Raw genomic sequence first — 18,519 nt, forward strand, 5'->3', positions numbered from 1 at the left:
CATGTCAGAAACGATGACGAACGCTTCTGCGACCTCGGCGGCCGCCGAGATCCCGGACTATCCGATGCCCAGGCAGGCGAGCTGCCCCTTCGCGCCGCCGCCCGGTGTCATGGCGCTAGCTCAAGCGCGCCCGCTATCCCGAGTCCGGATCTGGGACGGCAGTACGCCGTGGCTCATCACCGGCTACGAGCAAGTGCGGGAACTGTTCTCGGATTCACGGGTCAGCGTCGACGACCGGCTGCCCGGGTTCCCGCACTGGAATGCGGGCATGCTGTCCACGGTGGACAAGCGGCCGCGATCGGTCTTCACCGCCGACGGGGAAGAGCACACCCGATTCCGCCGCATGTTGTCGAAGCCGTTCACCTTCCGCCGAGTTGAGGGTTTACGCCCGGCGATTCAGCAGATCACCGACGACCACATCGACGCCATGCTGGCCGGCCCGCAGCCCGCGGACCTCGTCGCGGCCGTCGGGCTGCCGGTCCCGTCCCTGGTGATCAGCGAGATGCTCGGGGTGCCGTACGAGGACGCCGAGATGTTCCAGCATCACGCCACGGTCGGCCTGGCGCGGTACGCGACGGGCGAAGACACCGTCAAGGGTGCGATGAGCCTGCACAAGTACCTCGCGCAGCTGGTCGAGGCCAAGATGGAAAACCCGGCCGAGGACGCGGTCTCCGACCTCGCCGAACGGGTCAAGGCCGGCGAGTTGAGCGTCAAGGAGGCCGCCCAGTTGGGCACAGGCCTGCTGATCGCAGGGCACGAGACGACGGCCAACATGATCGGCCTCGGTGTGCTTGCGCTGCTGCAGAACCCGGACCAGTTGGCCGTCATCCGCGACGCGGAAGACCCTAAGATCGTCGCCAGCGCGGTCGAGGAACTGTTGCGCTACCTCAGCATCATCCAGAACGGCCAGCGGCGTGTGGCCCTCGAAGACATCGCTATCGCCGGAGAGACGATCCGTGCCGGCGAAGGCATCATCATCGACCTGGCCCCGGCCAACTGGGATCCGGACACCTTCTCCGAACCGGACCGGTTGTACCTGCACCGCTCGAACGCCGACCGCAACGTCGCCTTCGGTTACGGCCGGCACCAGTGCGTGGGTCAGCAGCTTGCCCGTGCCGAGCTGCAGATCGTCTATCGGACATTGTTCCGCCGCATCCCGACGCTGAAGCTGGCGATCCCCTTCGAAGACGTGCCCTTCAAGGATGACCGCCTCGCCTACGGTGTCTACGAACTGCCAGTGGCCTGGTAGCCCCGCGAATCAGCCCGTCTCAAGTATTTCGATCCGAATGGAGGGTCAATGATGACAACTCAAACCAGCACCGTTTCGCTCTACCCGCCCGGAGGTTACGGCGCACCAAAGGATCGCCGGGGCCACGCCGCCGGCAGCAACGTCGGCCTGCCGGAGGGAACCACCGTCTTCTCCGCGGACAACCACATCTCGTTGGCGGAAGACATCTTCTACCAACGGTTCCCGGATGACCTCAAGGACAAGGCGCCGCGCATCTGGTATGAGGACGGCGCCTATCAAGTGGGTCGCAAGGGGCAATCGTTCCTCCCAGGTGACTTCAGCGCGGTCCTGATGCAGTACGACGACCTGGCGGGCGCCGCGAGCACCAACATCGAAGCCCGGATCCAGGAGCTGCGCGAGGACGGCGTCGACAAAGAACTCGCGTTCCCCAATGCCGTGCTCGCGCTTTTCCACTACCCGGACAAACAGCTTCGCGAACTCACCTTCCGGATCTACAACGAATACATCGCCGACATCCAAGAGCGCTCTGGTGGACATTTCTACGGCGCCGGGCTGATCAACTGGTGGGACCCGGCGGGCACCAGGCGCACACTAGAGGAACTGAAGTCGTTGGGCCTCAAGACGTTCCTGATGCCGCTGAACCCGGGTAAGGACGACGACGGGAACGTCATCGACTACTCGAGCACGGCCATGCGCGCCGTCTGGGACGAGATCGAGGCGTCCGGTCTTCCCGTCACCCACCACATCGGCGAAACGCCGCCAAAGAGCCCGTGCGAGTTCAACAGTGTCGTCGTCGGAATGATGATCAACGTAGACGGCTTCCGGGAGACGTTCTCCAAGTACATCTTCGGCGGCATCCTCGACGAGCACCCGGGGCTTCGGATCGGCTGGTTCGAGGGCGGCATCGCCTGGGTCCCCTGGGCGTTGCAAGACGCCGAGCACTTGGTGGCGTCCTATCAGCACATGTTCAACCGGCCACTGCAGCACGACGTGCGCTACTACTGGGACAACCACATGTGCGCATCGTTCATGGTCGACCCGCTGGGCCTGGAGCTGATCGACAAGATCGGTGTCGACAAGGTCATGTGGTCGAGCGACTATCCGCACAACGAAAGCACTTTCGGGTATTCCGAGAAGTCGCTGGCGGCCGTCGTTGATGCGGTCGGTGCGCAGAACGCGGCCAAGATCGTCTCCGGCAACGTCACAGAATTCCTGGGGCTGCAATGACGACCGTGGCCCCAGCCGTCGCTACGGCTACCGCTCGAGGACTGGTGATTCCCGACACTCCCGACCTCGTGCGGATGCGCCGCGAGACCGGGGCACGGCTTCGCGCGGCGATGGCCGAACGCGACGTCGACGCGCTGATCCTGCTCGGCAACAGCGCGGTGGTGTACGCCACCGGAGCCAGTTGGCCGCTCGGCGACGCGGGTCTGTCCTACGTCGAGCGACCCGTCGCGGTCGTGGTGGCCGGTGACGAGTGGCCCCACCTCTTCCTGCCGTTCCGCGAGGGCGCCTCCTACGAAACGGAGCTGCCCGCCGACCACCTACACGGCCCCGTATACCTCGAGTTCGACGAGGGCGTACAGGAATTCGCTCGACTGCTCGCCGATCTGATACCGCCCGGCGCGGTGATCGCGGTCGATGAGTCCACCGGCGCGATGAGGCGCGCCGGGAAGGCGCTGTTCCGGGGCGGCGATCCCGCCGACGCGGCAGCCATTGTCAGCGCCGCCAAGGTCGTCAAGACCCCGGACGAATTGGCCTGCATCCGCACCGCCGTTCGGATCACCGACGAGGCCATGGTCGACGTCGATAAAGCGCTGGCCCCCGGCATCCGCCAGATCGACCTGTCGGCAAGCTTTCTGCGGCGCGCCTTCGAACTGGGCGCGTCGGCGAGCATGCTGGAGCCGATCTGGCAGGTCATGCCGCCGAGCAAGGCCGAAGGCGTGTGGACGACGCACGGCGACTTGGCCCTGCCGCTCCTGACCACCGAGCGGGAGCTGCTCGAAGGCGATGTGTTGTGGACCGATGTCAGCATCACCTACCGCGGCTATTGCTCCGATTTCGGGCGCACCTGGCTGGTGGGACGGCAGCCGAACGCCCGTCAGCAGGCACAGTTCCAGAGGTGGTCGGAGATCATGGCCGCCGTCGAGCGGGTGGCCCGCGGTGGAGCTACCGCAGGTGACCTTGGCCGGGCCGCCGTCGCGGCCAACGGCGGTGACAAGCCCTGGTTGCCGCACTTCTACCTCGGCCACGGAATCGGCGTGAACGCGGCCGAGATGCCCATGATCGGAACCGATCTCGGGCAGGAATTCGATGACAACTTCGTCCTAGAGCCCGGCATGGTGCTGGTGCTCGAGCCAGTGGTCTGGGAGGACGGCACCGGCGGCTACCGCAGCGAGGAGGTCGTGGTGATCACCGAGGAAGGCTCGATCCGATTGACCGACTACCCCTACACTCCCTATGGCAACTGAAGTTCTGCCCGACGACCGGGCACTGCGATCGGGGCGCCGCCAGCGTGTACTGGACCAAATGGCGGCACACGACCTCGACGTGCTGGTCCTGGGGCGTCAGGCCAACATCCGCTACGTCAGCGGGACGCCGCAGCTGTGGATCGCCGGCACCCGTCCGTTCGGCCCCTCCTGCGTGCTGGTGCGCGCGACGGGTGCCCTGCACCTGCTGAGCACCTGGGACGAGGGCGTGCCCGACGACATTCCACGCGAGAACCTGTACGGCATTTCGTGGAATCCGGTCAACACCATGGCGGTGTTGCAGCGCATCGACGGCGCGGCCGACGCGCGTCGCGTCGGAACAGACGCGCTGTCACCGGCTTTCGCGCGGCTACTGCCCACCGCGTTCCCCAACGCCCAACTGGTCGACGGCGAACTCGCTATGCGTGCCGCGCGGCGTGTCAAGACGGCAGAGGAAGTGGTCGCGCTGCGAGAAGCGATCGCGGTCGCCGAGGCGGGGCTGGCGGCAGGGGTTGCCGAGCTGCGCCCCGGGGTGCGCGAGCAAACGCTGGCCGGGGCGATGATGGAGGCCATGGCGGCCGGCGGGGTGAGCACTCCGTCGAATCAGGAATTCGCCTGGGTCACTTCGCCGGAGCACCCGTGGCGGCGAGACGACGGCGACGGCCGCGTCCACGACGGCGACCTGGTTGCGTTCACCTCCGGCGTGCTCGCCGGTGGCTACATGGGCGAGGTGGGCCGCACCTGGCCGGTCGGCGCCCCGGCCGGGGCCGGACCCCTCTACGGGCGGTGGGATGCCCTGTGGGCCAGGCTGATCGCCGCCTGCCGCCCGGGTGCTGCGGCCGCCGAACTACTGGCCGCGTACGACGCCGCGGGGGAGCCGCTCCCGCCGATGCCGGTGGCCCGCGGGCTCGGCATGGGCTTCGACCCGCCGGTCATCTCCAAGCACCTGCCTGCGACCGCGACCGAGGAACGGTTGGAGCAGGGCATGGTGCTGGCCGTGACCGGCTACGTCTGGGAACAGGGAGTCGGCGCCGTCTTCGGGCGGGAGGCGGTGCTGATTTCCGCCGACGGGCCCGAGGTGCTGACTTCCAGCCCTTCTTGGCACGAATAATCATGTCCGGCAAGTCCGGTGCGGCCGCCGAGGAGATCATCGGGTACCACAAAGACCCGGACACGCGCATCGCCACGATCACGTTCGACCGGCCCGGTCAGCTCAACGCTCCCACGATTGCCGCGCGCCTGCGCTATGCCGACCTCTTGCACCGCGCCTCCATCGACGACGAGGTCAAGGTGTTGGTGGTCCGCGGGGCCGGTGACGACCTTGGCTCGGGTGCGGATCTCGTCGAGGAAATGGCGGTGCAGGACTCGGCCGATCCGCATCACCGGCTCGCCGAGTACCGGATCGACGACGAGGACGTCAGGTTTCCCCCGGAAGGTTCGTTTCGGCATGGCGCCACCCTCGGCCAGTGGTACGCCAACCCCAATTCGGGGATACGTGGATTGCAGGACTTCAAGAAGATCAGCATCTTGGAGGCGAAGGGCTACTGCTACGGCTGGCATTTCTATCAGGCGGCCGATGCGGATCTGGTGATCTCCAGCGACGACGCGCTCTTCGGGCATCCGTCGTTCCGCTACTACGGCTGGGGTCCACGGATGTGGTGGTGGGCGCAGACGATGGGGATCCGCAAGTTTCAGGAAATGGTGTTCACCGGAAGGGCTTTCACCGCGGCGGAGATGTACGACTGCAACTTTCTCAACAGTGTGGTCCCCCGGGAAGAACTCGAGGCGGAGGTGGAAAGGTACGCGCTCGCCTGCGCACGAAACCGCCCCACCGACACGGTGTTCATGCAGAAAGTCTTCTTCGAGATCATGAAGCAGTTCCAGGGCGAGTACCTGGGCAGCATGTTGAGCGGGTTCTTCGAGTCGATGGGCGGCCTTGTCCGGCCCGACGGGCCCCGCGATTTCACCCTCGGCGAAGCCATCGAACGGGGTCTGGGTAAAGCGGTGAAAGACAACGACGACAAGTTTCCGCCGGAATGGCGCCTGAGCAAGAAGGGGCGCAAGAGCGCAGGCGGCAAGGAGCCCGACCGAAAGCGAAAGCGCTAGTGGCGGAGCCGACCATGGAACCACCCCTGGCTGGCTACACCTTGGTCGACCTGTCCACCGGAATCACGGGCGCCTACTGCACCAAGTTGCTGGCCGACGCTGGGGCGGACGTCGTCAAAGTGGAGCCGCCCGAGGGCGACCCGCTGCGGTCCTGGTCCGCCTCCGGCGCCGTCATGCCGCCGGGCAGCGACGGGGCGTTGTTCAGTTTTCTGGCCGGGTCGAAGCGCAGCGTCGTCGCGGATCCCGGCGTCTACGATGACGCCGACCTGGTCGACAGGTTGCTGGCGGCCGCCGATGCGGTGGTGTGGTCCCGGGGTTCGAAAGTCGCGGAGTGTCCCTACTTCGCACCGGCGGCGATGCACCGCCGGCATCCGCATCTGACCGTCATGTCGATCAGCCCCTTCGGGCTGGACGGCCCCTGGCGCGATCGCGCGGCCACGGAATTCACGCTGCAGGCGTGGTCCGGCGGGATCGTCGGCCTCGGACGTGGCGAGGCGGACCGCGCACCGGTGTTCGTGGGCGGACAGGTCGGGGAGTATCTGACCGGGGTTTACGCAAGTGCAGCCATGGTGGCATCGCGCTACGGCCGCAACGGCGATGGTCCCGGTGAACTCCTGGACCTGTCGATGCTGGAAACACAGATCCTGTCGCTGACCTACTATCCCGTCACCTATTTCGAGATGCTGGGACGGCCCTGGCGGGACGCGCGGCGCGTCACGGTGCCGGGGGTGGCGCGCGCCAAGGACGGGCTGGTCGACGTCGGCTGCGGGACCACGCAGCAGTGGTTCGACCTGTGCGCGATGGTCGGCCACCCGGAATGGATGGATGAGGATTCGTCGCTGACGATCACCGAGCGGGCCAACCTCAAGGCCGACGAGATCTACGCTTGGTTCGAAAGCAACACGGTTGATGACATCCGCGAACTCGCAGCAGCGTTCCGCATCCCCAACGCCCCGGTGGCCAACGGCGCCAACATCACATCGCTCGACCACTTCCGCGAGCGCGGTTCGTTCGTGCGCAACCCGCGCGACGGGTTCCAGCAGCCGGGTCATCCCTACCGGACGACGTCCGCGCGGCTTCGCCGACCACAACCGGCACCGCGACTCGGAGAGCACACCGTGCATTACCGCGCGGCTGACCTGATGCCCCGCCCGTTGCCTACTGGGTCACCGAATCGAAGGCCCTTGAACGGGGTTCGCGTGCTGGACATGACAACTTTCTGGGCCGGCCCCTGCTGCACCCATTTCCTGGCGATGCTGGGTGCGGAGGTCATCCACGTCGAGTCCACCCGCCGTCCCGACGGGACGCGCCTCATCGCCGGCGTACCCGTCACCGAGGACCAGTGGTGGGAGAAGTCCCCGATCTTCGCGTCGCTGAACACCAACAAGAAGGGGCTTACGCTCGACCTGCAGAGCCCGCGCGGCCGGGAGCTCCTGCGTCGGCTCATCGCGACGTGCGACGTGGTCGTGGAAAACTTCACGCCGCGGGTGCTCGACCAGTTGGGATTGGATTTCCCTGCGGTGCAAGCGATCAAGCCCGACGTGGTGATGGTACGGATGCCCGGCTTCGGGCTGGACGGGCCGTGGCGCGACAACCCGGCGTTCGCCTACGTCATCGAGGCCGCGTCCGGACTGACCTGGCTTACCGGGTACGCCGACCGAACGCCCTACGACCCCTACTCGATCGGTGACCCCAACGCCGGCATTCACGCTGTGAATGCGCTGCTGCTGGCGCTGGAGCACCGACGCCGTACCGGCCAGGGCGTGTTTGTCGAAGCGGCGATGGTCGACGCCGCGCTCAGCATCGCCGCGGAGCAGGTCATCGAATATTCCGCGTACGGGGCACTGCTCGAACGCGCGGGCAACCGGGGGCCCACCGCGGCGCCGCAAAACCTCTACCGCAGCGCCGACACCGACGAGTTCGGCAGGCCCGACAGCTGGGTCGCGATAGCCGTGAGCACCGACGAGCAGTGGCAAGCGCTGCGCTTGGCGATCGGATCCCCTTCGTGGGCAAGGGATCCCCTACTCGCCACCGCAAGTGGCAGGAACGAACACCACGACGCCATCGACGAAAGGTTGGCCGAATGGTGTGAGCGGCGAGGCGGCGACGAGATCGTCGCAACCCTGTGGGATGCCGGCGTCCCGGTGGCCAAGGTGATGCAGCCACACCGCCAGACCGAGCTGGAGCAGCTCGCGTTCCGCGGCTTCTTCGAGGAAGTCGACCACCCGGTGGGCGGCCCCGCTAGGCTCAGCACCGTGCCGATGAGAATGTCAGCCGGCCCGTCAAGGTTCCACACCCGGCACGCGCCGCTGCTGGGCGAGCACAACAACGAATTGCTGACTGGGCTGGGGTTGAGCGACTCCGAGATCGCCGAGCTGGAGGCCGACGGCGTCATCGGCCGCGCACCGGTGATGTGATCGCAGATGGCGATCGATCCGTCGGACGTCTTGCTCACCGGCCGCGTGGCGGTGGTGACCGGCGGGGGAGCGGGCATCGGTCGCGGCATCGCCTCGGGGATGGCCGCCTTCGGCGCGTCAGTGGCGATCTGGGAGCGAGACGCGCAGACCTGCGCGCAGGCCGCGGAATCCATTGGGGCCCTGGGCATCGTGGCCGACGTGCGGGACAGCGGCCAGGTCGACGACGCGCTGCAGCGCACGAACGCCGAACTCGGCACCCCGACGATCCTGGTCAACAACGCCGGCGGAGTGTTCTCGTCGCCGCTGCTGGAAACCAGTGAGAACGGTTGGGATGCGCTCTACCGGGCGAACCTGCGTCACGTGCTGCTGTGCACCCAGCGCGTCGCGAGGGGGATGGTGTCTGAGGGCGTCGTCGGCAGCATCATCTCGGTGACGTCGATCGAAGGCGTGCGCGCGGCGCCGGGCTACGCGGCGTACGCGGCGGCCAAGGCGGGTGTCATCAACTACACCCGGACCGCCGCGCTGGAACTGGCGCCGCACGGCATCCGGGTCAACGCGATCGCGCCCGACATCACGCTCACCGAGGGGCTGGCGCAGCTCGGCGGCGAGGCGGCGCTGACCCGGACCGGCCACGTCGTGCCGCTGGGGCGGCCTGGCCACGTCGACGAAATCGCCAGCGTCGCAGTGTTCCTCGCGTCGAACATGTCGGCGTACCTGACCGGGCAGACCCTGCACGTCGACGGCGGCACCCACGCGGCGAGCGGTTGGTATCACGACCCCCGGACGGGTGAGTACCGGCTCGGCCCGTCCGTCTAGTGGCTCCACCCCTCGGCGGCCTGCTCGGAGAAGGTGCGGTCAATGCGCTCGAACCTGCGGCGGATCGAGGCGCGGGCGGCCTCGTGCGGCAGCACGTACAGGCGGTTGGCCAGGATCGCATCCGCCGTCAACCGGGCGACATCTTCCACGCCGACGCCCTCGTCCTGAGTCGGGAGCGTCCCGTCCGCTGCCCTCGGCGGAGACGACAGCCCATAATCCGCGCCCCGGATCCGTTCCGAGTTGGAGACGAGCTTGGTCTCCACGACCATCGGGCACAGCACCGAAACGCCGATGCCGGCGTCCTTTACCTCGCGGGCGAGCGTCTCGGCCAGGCCGACCACACCGTATTTGGCGACGCCGTACGCCCCCAGGCCGGCGTTGGGAACGAGGCCGGCGAAGGACGCGGTGAAGGCGACGTGGCCGCCCGTGCCCTGTTCGAGCAGCCTCGGCAGGAACGCCTCGACGGCGTGGATGTTGCCCCACAGGTCGATATCGATGACCCAGCGCCAGTCGTCGTGGGTCATCTGGGCGATCGGACCCGCGACCACGATGCCGGCATTGCTGAACACGACGTCGACGCGGCCGAGTAGGCGGAACGATTCTTTCGCGAGGTGAACCATTTCGTGGAGATGCCGGACGTCGCATACCACGCCGTGTGCGTCGAATCCCTGGGCGCGCAGGTGGTTTACCGCCTGCTCCAGCCCGGGCTGATCGACGTCGGAGAGCACCACTCGGGCGCCGCGGCGGACGAATTCGGTGGCCGTGGCCAAACCGATGCCGCTCGCACCGCCGGTGACGACCGTTCCGCGACCTTCGAATCCGTCCATGGGACGGCACTCTATTTCAGGCAGCTACCCGCATCGATGGGCAGGGTCACTCCGGTGACGTAGCGAGATTCGTCCGAGGCGAAGAACAGCACCGCGTTGCTGATGTCGATCGGTTCCACCCACGGGACCGGCAGGGTGTGGAACAGCTGACAGATCGGCGCCATGTCGTCGGGACCCGGATTCTCCAGGTCCGGACGGAACATCTTGAACGTGCCCTCGTTGTGCAGCATCGGGGTCTTGACGTGCGTCGGGTGCACCGAGTTCACCCGGATCATGTGCTGGCCCAGCTCGACTCCGAATGCGCGCATCAACCCGACGACGCCATGTTTGGCGGCGACGTAGTGACCGGTGTGGGGATAGGCCTTCAGTCCGCCGACCGAGCTGGTCAGGATGATCGAACCGCCCCGGCCGCCCGACAGAAGGTGCGGCACACCGGCTTTCACCGTTTTCCACACGCCGGCCAGGTTGATGTCGATCATCTCGGTCCAGTCTTCTTCGCTGGTCTTGTCCAACGTGTCACCACCGTTGCCGATTCCGGCGTTGGCCACGATGATGTCGAGCCGGCCGAGTTGTTCGACGCCGCTGTCCACCGCCGCCTTCAGGGCCTGGTAGTCGCGCACGTCGACTTCGGCGGTGACGATCCGGCGATTGTGTCCCTTGACCAGGTCGGCCGTCTCAGCGAGATCTTCGGGCGTCGACGCCGGGATCGCGGTGTTCGTAATGCCCTCGCGAATCGGCCTGCAGATGTCGATGGCGATGATGTCGGCACCCTCTTGCGCCAGCCGCACCGCGTGGCTGCGGCCCTGACCGCGTGCCGCTCCGGTGACGAAGGCGACTTTGCCCTCAACACGTCCCGTCATGGCTTCCTCAATTCCTGACTAGTGATCGCACGCCGCAGTGCGGAACCGCCGGAACCGCACCTCCCGGCATTCACTGATCCCGCCGCCTTTGCACTGTGTCACCACCGGTCAAGGGTGTCAACATCAAATCCGTTTTCGCTACTTGCCATTCTGGGCTTTAGAGAATCCGGTTCTCGGCACGGTGCGTTATTGGGTCAGTTCCAGGCAATGGGCGGTCTGTGCGTCGCGGCTAGCCGACGAAGCCGCGCGAGCAGAAGTCCCAGACCTCGTCGCCGGTGATGGGGTGGACCGTCGCGTCGTCGGAGCCGCCGCTGGACTGGGCGATGAACATGACGGTCTGCATGGTCATCGCAGCCATTCGCTTCGGATTGACGCCCGCGCGCAATTCACCGGCGTCGGACGCCGCTTCCATCAGTTCGGTCAGCAACGCCAACAGGGGGGCATGCGCGACCTTGACCTCAGCCGGGTGGCTGACCAGCAAACGCGGCGCGAAGTCGGTGAACAGCGGCCGCTTGGCCGTCGGGTCCGGGCGCGAGGCCTCGTAGAGCAGCTGGACGGCGACCTTCAGCCGCTCCAGCGGATCGGTCTGGCTTTCCGTGGCGGCGCGGATCTGGTCGGCGGAGCGGCTCAGCGCGTCTTCGAACAGCGCCAGCAACAGCTCATGCTTGCCGTCGAACTGCAGGTAGAAGCTGCGTAGCGACTGGCGGGACCGGTCGACGACCTCCTGCACGGTAAAGTCCGTGGAGCCCTTCTCGATGATGATGGCCTGGGCCGCGTCGAGGAAGCGCTGAACGCGTTGCGCGGCGCGCAATTTCGCCGTCTTGATCGACCTCTCGACGGCGCGCTGCTTCCAGGCGGGCTCTTCGCTGGGGCTGCTCACAGCCGGCTCGGCTGATTGCCGCGAGGGGAGAACATGGTTGGACTCTACCGGAGAACGCCGTGACATCGCTGCGCTCGACCCCCTCACGGATCATGTGTCGGAGATTGTAACTTTCTCGTCACGAGAATACTATTCTCTTAGACGTGTGTATGGAAGCGTAATCATAAGAGCGAACCGGGCCGTCGGCGGAAATCGTGATCTACCGACGCGGGGAAGCGCTCACGACCGTTGCGGGGAGTCGCGTGCAACTCACCTTTGACGCCGACGTGGAGGCGTTCCGCGCCGAATTCATAGCCTTCCTGGACGCGCATTCGCCGTCGGAGTCCGAGGCGTCCGAACGGCCCCGCTCCAGCTCGCACGTGCCGGCCTGGGCCCGGCGCTGGCAACGGCTGTTGTTCGACAGCGGATGGCTGCTCCCCGGCAATCCCCCCGAGTTCGGCGGGCGCAACGCGACGCTGTTGCAGCAATACGTGTACCTGGAGGAGCTGGGGCGGCGGCGCATCTACCAAAGTTTCAATCCGCAGGGCGTGGGCATCATCGCCGCCTCGTTGTTGACCTTCGGCTCGCCCGAACAGAAGCAGAAGTGGGCGGTGCCGATCCTGCGGGCCGAGATCACCGCGTCGCTGGGGATGAGCGAGCCCGGCGCGGGCTCGGACCTGGCGTCGCTGAAAACCCGGGCGGTGCTCGACGGTGACCACTTCGTCGTCAACGGCCAGAAGGTTTGGACATCCGGCGCCCACGATGCCGACGTGCTGCTGACATTCGTGCGCACCGATCCAAAGGTGCCGAAACACAAGGGCATTAGCGTGTTGCTGATCCCCACTGATACCCCCGGTGTGGTGCGCCGCCCGTTCGCGTCGGTGTGCGACAGCGACGAAATCGACTTCAACGAGGTGTTCTTCACCGACGTGCGCGTGCCGGCCGAGAACCTGGTGGGTGAGCTGAACCAGGGATGGCGGGTGGCCACCGGTTCTCTGGGGCACGAACGCGTCATGCTGTGGATGGGATACGTCGACCTGTTGCACGAACTGAGCATCGATTTCCGTCCGTCGGGCCCGCTCGAGCGCGATCGCTACGCCAGCCTGGTGATGGACGCCTACGCGCTGCGGTTGCTGGGCTCCACCGCGTTGTCGCGGGCCGCCCGGGGGGACGAGGATGTTGCGGCCCAGTCGGTGCTGAAGCTGCTGGGCTCCGAGGCCCTACAACGGGCGTCCGAGGACGCCCTGAACGCCGCCGATGCGGAGGGGCTTGTGCACCGCGCGGTGACCGCCCCGTTCGCTCCGCTGAACCTCGACAGCCACTACCGCAGCTGGTTCGACCGGTACGCGCGCACCTTCGCCGCGACGATTGCCGGTGGCACCTCGGAAATTCAGCGGAACATCATCGCCGAGCGGGTGCTGGGGATGCCGAGGAGCTAGCGGGCGTCCAGCCAGGCGTAGTACCCAATCGCGACCAGCCCGGCGGCGATCGACACCGCCCCCAACACCATGCCCGCCAGCGCGGTTCGAGGGTTGCTCGCTTCGCCCCGCGACACCCGCCTGCGCGCGACGTCGCCCGTGATCACCGCCGCGATGCCGAACGGCACCCCGACCAGCATCCAACACGTGCCGACCGCGACCAGACCCACGAGCAGCGAGGCGACGCCCATCTCGTTTCTGGGGGTTGGCTCCGGTTGACTCATCGCGTCCCATCCTGTTGGCGGCCAGACGCAGTCTACGCGCCGGTTCCGGGCCGCGCCTGACCGGCGTGCGAGCCTAGAGTTGGGCGAGCCGCGGCGCAAACCGGTTGTCCACCAGGAGTTTTCCCGCCTCGCGGGTCAGCTCACGGGTGTTGCCCAGCAGGCCGTCCAGAACGAGTGACCGTTTGACATGGCGGTGTAGCGGGTGCTCGGCGGTGAAGCCGATACCGGCCAGCACCTGCTGGCAGTGGCGGGCGGCGGTCAGCGCGGCCTGGCCGGCGGCGGCCTTGGCCAGTAGCGACGCCAGCCCGTCGTGGTCCTCGGCCTGTACGGCCACGTGCAGCGTTGCTTCGGCGCCCTCGATCGCGACGAGCGTCTCTGCCAACCGGTGCCGGATCGCCTGGAACGAGCTGACGTGCCGGCCGAACTGCACGCGGTCCAACGCATGTCGGCGCGCCAGCGACAGCATGGCCCGGCCGGTGCCGACCAGCCACCAGCCCAGTGCCCGCCTGCCGGCAGCCAGCGCGGCCGGCGGCAGCGAATCCCCTTGCGGCACTCGCTGTATCGGCAGCGCGTCGTCGATGGCCGAACCGAAGCTCTCGCCACGCTCCCATATCACCCACGAGCCGCCGGTGAACGGTAGCGGTGGGGTGCCGCCGGGTGCCGCGCCGATCTCGCGTGAGACCACGTCGTTGAGCACCGGGGCGTGCGCGCCCGCCTCGCCGAGTAACCGGAACACCAAAGCAACCGCGGCGGCGGGCATCTCGTCCAGCATGTCGCGCCAGCCCAGCTCGGTCAGCGCCGCATCGAGCTCGCCTCCGGATGCGGCCGTCATCGTTGTTCGCAGCGAGCTTTCGAGCAGGCGCAGCGACTCGGGATCCGTCGACTCCACGGCTCATTCCTTCCCGAGGTCGAGCAGCCGGCGCGCAATGATGTTGCGTTGGATCTCGGCGGTGCCGCCGTAGATGGTCGCCGCGCGCGAGTACAGGTATTCCGGGCGCCACGGCGTGTCGTCGAGCTCGAGCGTTCCGGGCAGCAGGTCGCGGACGGTGTCGTAGAGCCGTTGCTCGGCGGCGGCGAGCAGCACCTTGTCGATCGACGTGTCCGGTCCCAGCCGCGCCCCGTCGCGCAGTCGGTGCTGGGTGTCACGGGATCGGCAGCGCAGCGTGTGCAGCGCCAAATACGCTGTCCCAAGCGCGGATTCGTCCGGATCGCCGGCGTCGCACGTCTGGGCGATGAGGTCGTCGAAGCGGGAGTAGAGGTAGGCGATCCGCTGCCAGAAGCACGTGGACCGCTCGTAGGGGAGCAGATCCATGGCGAGCCGCCAGCCGTCGCCCGGCCGGCCGAGCATGCGGCTTGCCGGGATCACCACGTCGTCGTAGTTGACCTCGCAGAATTCGTCGACGCCGTGCATCGTCCGGAGCGGCCGGATGGTGATGCCGGGCGTGTCGAGGTCGACGAAGAAGGCGGTGATGCCGTCGTGTCCGGGCGCGGTGCGGGTCAGCAGGACACAGCGGGTGGAGAACTGCGCGAAGCTGGTCCAGACCTTTTGCCCGTTGACGATCCAGTCGTCGCCCCGTTGCGTGGCGCGCGTGGTCAGCGAAGCCAGGTCGCTGCCGGAGCCCGGTTCGGAAAACCCCTGACACCAATGCTCTTCACCGCGAAGCAGCCGTGGCACCATCTCTGCGGCCAGCCCCGGCGGGGCGTAATCGATCATCGTGGGCGCGAGCACCTCGAGCATCGAATAGGGGCCCGGCTCGGCGAGGCGGCGGCCGACCACCTCTTCGCCGACGATCGCGCGCAGCACCGCGGGGCCGCCCAATCCGCCGACTTCGGTGGGCCAGCCGTAGCGCATCCAGTCGGCGTCGTACAGGGCGCGGCTGACCCTGGCGAATTGCCGCATGTGGCCCTGAAGGGAGTGGTCGGGACCGGGGGTTAGATCATTGTCGTCGAGCCACGCACGCAAGCCCGCCCGGAACTCCGCGACATTCACGGCGTGGGACGGCCGACGGCGTGCGGGCGCCCGGAGTCGTGCACGCCGCTGCGGCGGATGAACGTCATGGCACGGGTTTTCAGTCGCCATCCGTCGGGGGTGCGGGCGTAGGTGTCGCGGTAGTAGCCGATCCGCATGTCATGGGTGGCGTGGTCGATGAAGCACAACGGCTGGGTGCCGCTGGCGGAGTCGCCGTCGATGTCGACGAGCGCTGTTCCGGTGAGGAACAGGCCCTTTGGCGCGGCCGCCACCAGCTCCGGAAATCTGTCCAGCCGGTAGGTGTCTCCGAACGCGCTGTAGGTTCCGTCCGGGGTGAACACCCCGATCAGCCCGTCGATGTCCTCCTGGGTGATGGTGACCGCGTACCGGGCGAGCAGCTGCTGAATCTCGACCAGGTCGTCAGTTCGAGTTGGCTGTCTTGTTGACATAGACCTTGCCGCCTTTCATGACAAAGCTCACGTTCTGGGTAACGGTGATGTCTTCCAGGGGGTTTCCCGGCACCGCGATGATGTCGGCGAGCTGACCCGTCACGAGCCGGCCCCGGTCGGTCGAGTTGATCAGTTCGGCCGCGGTCACCGTCGCCGCCCGCAACACGGCCAGCGGTGGCAGGCCCCAGTTCACCAGGGTGACCAACTCGTCGGCGTTGCGTCCGTGCGGGATCGCCGGCGCGTCGGTGCCGACCGCGATCTTCACGCCGGCCTCGTGGGCGGCCAGGATCGAGGTCCGCGCCTTGGGGAACATCTCGGCGGCCTTGGCCTGCAACTCCGGGGCGGCGTGCGAGACGTCCATGGCATCGCCGTCGGCCAGGCGCCGGGTGCTCACCAGGAAGGTGCCGTGCTCGACCATCGACGCGATCGCGTCGTCGTCGATCAAGAACCCATGCTCGATGCAGTCGATGCCGGCGTCGACGGCATGCACGACCGCCTCGGCGCCATGCGTGTGAGCGGCGACGCGCAGGCCTCGCCGATGCGCCTCGTCGACGATCGCGCGCAGTTCCTCGTCCGAATAGTGTTGCGCGCCCGGCGGACCGGTCAGTGACATCACTCCGCCCGAGCAGCAGACCTTGATCAGTTCGGCGCCGTGTTTGATCTGGTAGCGCACCGCCTTGCGGATCTCGTCGATGCCGTTGGCGATGCCCTCCTCGACGGTCAGCTCCAAAGTGTGTGGCGCGAACGCCGCGAACATCGTCGGGTCCAGGTGCCCGCCGGTGGGGGTGATGGCATGACCGGCCGGTACCACGCGCGGGCCGTCGATCCAGCCGGCGTCGATGGCCTTGGCCAGTGCGACGTCCAAGAGGTAGCCACCGGTCTTGACGAAAAGGCCGAGGTTGCGCACGGTGGTGAACCCGGCGCGCAGCGTACGGCGCGCATTGCCGACCGCGCGCAGCACCCGAGTCGGTGGGTCATCCTGAACCTGGGACAGTCCGGGTTTTTCACCGCGGCCACCCATCAACAGGTTGACCTCCATGTCCATCAGCCCGGGCAGCAGGATCGCCTCGCCGAGGTCGATCAGTTCACCTTCGGGCTCCCCGCCGACACCCGCGATCCGGTCGCCCTCGACCTGCACCAAGCCGGGGGAGACGATCTTGCCGGCGTCGATGTCGAGCAGCCCGGCGGCTTTGAGCGTCAACACGTGATCAGATCACCGGTTCCCGGATGCACTCCACCCAGGCCGCCCCGCTGTCCGGCACGCGCGGCTGTTTCCATGCCTCGACCGGAAACGACACCATGACCAGCGACTGCATCATGTGCATGAGAGTCTTTGCGTCGTCGGGCAGATCGTCCAACGGGTACTTGTCGCAGTAGGCGATGACGTCGTTGAGGCGCGGGAACGCGGCGTCGTAGAACGCCTGCATTTCCGGCATCGTCGAGGCCAGCCGCTTGGCGTACCGCTCGGGCTCGGTGGCCAGGTCCCAGTCCAGGTAGGGCTCGAGCTCGGCGAATTCAGACGGTAACGCCATTGTCCTGGTACTCCTTCACGTAGTCACCGGTCGTCTTGTGCAGATGACGGATCAAGACTTCTTGGTCGCACAGGAGGAACTCTGTGACGGCCCGCGTGCCGATCATCGTTTGGGTCGCCTCCAGCGTGTTGGCGTCCTGCAGCGCGTACTCCTTGAATGTCACGGCGGCCAACTCCTGGGCAAGGCGTTCCCGCGCATTGCGCGGCGGGACGAAATACAGAGTGCACTCGAAGATGTGCTTGTCCACGGCGGTCGGCCAATAGTGGTAGGTCAGGAACCAGCCGGGCTCCCAGATCAGCAGCATGAAGTTCGGGTAGAAGAGCAACGAGTCGATGCCCCACTGTGGCACCCGCTTGACGTTGACTCCCGGCGGCAGCTCCAGGTTTTCGATGATCTCCGGCTTGTCCCACGGACCGAACAAGCCGCTGCGCAACACCTGGTCCATCGGCTTCACCATTGACATGTCCGAGGGAGGCGCCTGGCCGCCCCAGGTCGACTGCAGGCTGTGCGGGCCGGCCAGCTCATAGTGCAGCGCCTCGTAGCCGTACTTCTGGATCTTGGCGGCTTCTTCCTTGGTGTATTGCCCCTGGTGCAGGATCGGCGCGTGATAGAACTCGACGAACGCGTCGATGAACAACTTCCAGTTGCTGCCTACCTCGGCCCGGTAGGAGTAGGTCTCCGTCATCTCGCCGAAGGGATAACCCTCGATGCTCTTGGCCAGCGGCCCCAGATAGTCGGTGAGCGGCGCCGCATTGTGGTCGAAGTTGATGAAAATGAAGCCTTCCCACACCTCGCAGCGGACCGGCGCCAGGCCGAAGTTGCTCTTGTCGAGGTCGAAGAACTCTTCCTCCTGCTGGACGAAGGTCAGGTCACCGTCGAGGCTGTACCGCCAGGCGTGGTACTTGCAGGTGAACTGCCGGCAGGTGCCCGACGTCTCCTCGTTGGGAAAGTCGTTCCATACCAACTTGTTTCCGCGGTGGCGGCAGACGTTGTGGAAAGCCTTGACCGAGCCGTCCTTGGTCTTGACGATGATCACCGACGTGCCGGGCCCCGCCGACGGCAATTCCCTGGTGAAGTAGCTGCCCGCGCGGGGGAGTCGGTTGACGCGGCCGACGTTGAGCCACGTGCGCCGAAAGACCGCCTCCCGCTCCGCATCGAAGAATGCCGGATCGATCGAGTCGCCGTAATCGACCGGTGCGGTGCCGAGTTCGGGATAGTTCTCTGTCCAGCTGCCTGCGGCCGGCTTGGGGAAGTGGGGCAACTTG

General features: G+C 66.8%; 18 protein-coding genes. 8 read left to right on the forward strand and 10 right to left on the reverse strand.

All coding sequences use genetic code 11. The features are described from left to right. Position 1: 1 nt before the first annotated feature. Genes C1737_RS23200 through C1737_RS23230 form a run of 7 tightly spaced genes read left to right on the forward strand, consistent with a single transcriptional unit; the run spans position 2 to position 9,056 of the window. Positions 2-1,249 carry a cytochrome P450 gene (locus C1737_RS23200; protein WP_068091660.1) on the forward strand — a complete coding sequence of 416 codons (1,248 nt, stop codon included), beginning with the start codon at positions 2-4 and terminating at the stop codon, positions 1,247-1,249. 51 nt (positions 1,250-1,300) lie between these two features. Further along, positions 1,301-2,476, forward strand: a complete 1,176-nt coding sequence (locus C1737_RS23205) for an amidohydrolase family protein (RefSeq protein WP_068091851.1) — start codon at positions 1,301-1,303, stop codon at positions 2,474-2,476. Further along, positions 2,473-3,720, forward strand: coding sequence for a Xaa-Pro peptidase family protein (locus C1737_RS23210; protein ID WP_102419566.1), 1,248 nt, complete (start codon positions 2,473-2,475; stop codon positions 3,718-3,720). The genes C1737_RS23205 and C1737_RS23210 overlap by 4 nt, the downstream gene beginning before the upstream one ends. Further along, positions 3,710-4,828, forward strand: coding sequence for a Xaa-Pro peptidase family protein (locus C1737_RS23215; protein WP_068091654.1), 1,119 nt, complete (start codon positions 3,710-3,712; stop codon positions 4,826-4,828). Before C1737_RS23210 ends, C1737_RS23215 begins: the two co-directional genes overlap by 11 nt. 2 nt (positions 4,829-4,830) lie before the next feature. Next, on the forward strand, positions 4,831-5,823 hold the full coding sequence (locus C1737_RS23220) for an enoyl-CoA hydratase/isomerase family protein (protein ID WP_102419567.1): 993 nt from the start codon (positions 4,831-4,833) through the stop codon (positions 5,821-5,823). Between the two features lie 14 nt (positions 5,824-5,837). Beyond that, entirely contained in the window at positions 5,838-8,240 is a 2,403-nt protein-coding gene (locus tag C1737_RS23225; protein WP_102420089.1) for a CaiB/BaiF CoA-transferase family protein, read from the forward strand. 6 nt (positions 8,241-8,246) lie between these two features. After that, positions 8,247-9,056 carry an SDR family NAD(P)-dependent oxidoreductase gene (locus tag C1737_RS23230; protein WP_102419568.1) on the forward strand — a complete coding sequence of 270 codons (810 nt, stop codon included), beginning with the start codon at positions 8,247-8,249 and terminating at the stop codon, positions 9,054-9,056. On the opposite strand, the gene C1737_RS23235 is transcribed toward C1737_RS23230, so the two are convergent. The 3 genes from C1737_RS23235 to C1737_RS23245 form a co-directional block, all read right to left on the reverse strand. Beyond that, a complete protein-coding gene (locus C1737_RS23235; RefSeq protein WP_102419569.1) occupies positions 9,053-9,883 on the reverse strand; it encodes an SDR family NAD(P)-dependent oxidoreductase in 831 nt (276 codons plus the stop codon). The genes C1737_RS23230 and C1737_RS23235 overlap by 4 nt on opposite strands. Positions 9,884-9,894: 11 nt before the next feature. Beyond that, entirely contained in the window at positions 9,895-10,743 is an 849-nt protein-coding gene (locus C1737_RS23240) for a mycofactocin-coupled SDR family oxidoreductase (protein WP_102419570.1), read from the reverse strand. A 229-nt stretch (positions 10,744-10,972) separates the two neighbouring features. Beyond that, positions 10,973-11,623, reverse strand: a complete 651-nt coding sequence (locus C1737_RS23245; protein WP_068092209.1) for a TetR/AcrR family transcriptional regulator — start codon at positions 11,621-11,623, stop codon at positions 10,973-10,975. Positions 11,624-11,865: 242 nt separating this feature from the next. Between C1737_RS23245 and C1737_RS23250 the strand changes: the two genes are divergently transcribed. After that, on the forward strand, positions 11,866-13,041 hold the full coding sequence (locus C1737_RS23250; protein WP_068092205.1) for an acyl-CoA dehydrogenase family protein: 1,176 nt from the start codon (positions 11,866-11,868) through the stop codon (positions 13,039-13,041). Here the strand turns inward: C1737_RS23250 and C1737_RS23255 are convergent. From C1737_RS23255 to C1737_RS23285, 7 genes are all read right to left on the reverse strand, one after another. Next, positions 13,038-13,304, reverse strand: a complete 267-nt coding sequence (locus C1737_RS23255) for a DUF4190 domain-containing protein (protein WP_068092203.1) — start codon at positions 13,302-13,304, stop codon at positions 13,038-13,040. The two genes, C1737_RS23250 and C1737_RS23255, sit on opposite strands and share 4 nt — an antisense overlap. Positions 13,305-13,377: 73 nt before the next feature. Further along, positions 13,378-14,136 carry an acyl-CoA dehydrogenase family protein gene (locus C1737_RS23260; protein WP_102420090.1) on the reverse strand — a complete coding sequence of 253 codons (759 nt, stop codon included), beginning with the start codon at positions 14,134-14,136 and terminating at the stop codon, positions 13,378-13,380. Positions 14,137-14,196: 60 nt separating this feature from the next. Then, the gene (locus tag C1737_RS23265) at positions 14,197-15,294 is read right to left on the reverse strand and encodes an acyl-CoA dehydrogenase family protein (protein WP_102419571.1); all 1,098 of its coding nucleotides are present in this window, start codon (positions 15,292-15,294) and stop codon (positions 14,197-14,199) included. Beyond that, the gene (locus C1737_RS23270; RefSeq protein ID WP_067921276.1) at positions 15,291-15,722 is read right to left on the reverse strand and encodes a nuclear transport factor 2 family protein; all 432 of its coding nucleotides are present in this window, start codon (positions 15,720-15,722) and stop codon (positions 15,291-15,293) included. The genes C1737_RS23265 and C1737_RS23270 overlap by 4 nt, the downstream gene beginning before the upstream one ends. Then, the gene (locus C1737_RS23275; RefSeq protein WP_102419572.1) at positions 15,694-16,926 is read right to left on the reverse strand and encodes an amidohydrolase family protein; all 1,233 of its coding nucleotides are present in this window, start codon (positions 16,924-16,926) and stop codon (positions 15,694-15,696) included. The genes C1737_RS23270 and C1737_RS23275 overlap by 29 nt, the downstream gene beginning before the upstream one ends. A gap of 4 nt (positions 16,927-16,930) precedes the next feature. After that, positions 16,931-17,254 (reverse strand): hypothetical protein, encoded by a 324-nt coding sequence (locus tag C1737_RS23280; RefSeq protein ID WP_067921280.1) that lies wholly within the window; start codon positions 17,252-17,254, stop codon positions 16,931-16,933. Further along, positions 17,238-18,515, reverse strand: coding sequence for an aromatic ring-hydroxylating dioxygenase subunit alpha (locus C1737_RS23285; RefSeq protein ID WP_068092192.1), 1,278 nt, complete (start codon positions 18,513-18,515; stop codon positions 17,238-17,240). The genes C1737_RS23280 and C1737_RS23285 overlap by 17 nt, the downstream gene beginning before the upstream one ends. Positions 18,516-18,519 lie beyond the last annotated feature (4 nt).

The organism is Mycobacterium sp. 4858, assembly GCF_900240975.1.
Classification (GTDB): domain Bacteria; phylum Actinomycetota; class Actinomycetes; order Mycobacteriales; family Mycobacteriaceae; genus Mycobacterium.

Bases quoted from the DNA above. Each gene is read 5' to 3' on its own strand.
- C1737_RS23200 (WP_068091660.1), top strand. From the start codon at position 2: ATGTCAGAAACGATGACGAACGCTTCTGCGACCTCGGCGGCCGCCGAG.
- C1737_RS23205 (WP_068091851.1), top strand. From the start codon at position 1,301: ATGACAACTCAAACCAGCACCGTTTCGCTCTACCCGCCCGGAGGTTAC.
- C1737_RS23210 (WP_102419566.1), top strand. From the start codon at position 2,473: ATGACGACCGTGGCCCCAGCCGTCGCTACGGCTACCGCTCGAGGACTG.
- C1737_RS23215 (WP_068091654.1), top strand. From the start codon at position 3,710: ATGGCAACTGAAGTTCTGCCCGACGACCGGGCACTGCGATCGGGGCGC.
- C1737_RS23220 (WP_102419567.1), top strand. From the start codon at position 4,831: ATGTCCGGCAAGTCCGGTGCGGCCGCCGAGGAGATCATCGGGTACCAC.
- C1737_RS23225 (WP_102420089.1), top strand. From the start codon at position 5,838: ATGGAACCACCCCTGGCTGGCTACACCTTGGTCGACCTGTCCACCGGA.
- C1737_RS23230 (WP_102419568.1), top strand. From the start codon at position 8,247: ATGGCGATCGATCCGTCGGACGTCTTGCTCACCGGCCGCGTGGCGGTG.
- C1737_RS23235 (WP_102419569.1), bottom strand. From the start codon at position 9,883: ATGGACGGATTCGAAGGTCGCGGAACGGTCGTCACCGGCGGTGCGAGC.
- C1737_RS23240 (WP_102419570.1), bottom strand. From the start codon at position 10,743: ATGACGGGACGTGTTGAGGGCAAAGTCGCCTTCGTCACCGGAGCGGCA.
- C1737_RS23255 (WP_068092203.1), bottom strand. From the start codon at position 13,304: ATGAGTCAACCGGAGCCAACCCCCAGAAACGAGATGGGCGTCGCCTCG.
- C1737_RS23260 (WP_102420090.1), bottom strand. From the start codon at position 14,136: ATGACGGCCGCATCCGGAGGCGAGCTCGATGCGGCGCTGACCGAGCTG.
- C1737_RS23270 (WP_067921276.1), bottom strand. From the start codon at position 15,722: ATGTCAACAAGACAGCCAACTCGAACTGACGACCTGGTCGAGATTCAG.
- C1737_RS23280 (WP_067921280.1), bottom strand. From the start codon at position 17,254: ATGGCGTTACCGTCTGAATTCGCCGAGCTCGAGCCCTACCTGGACTGG.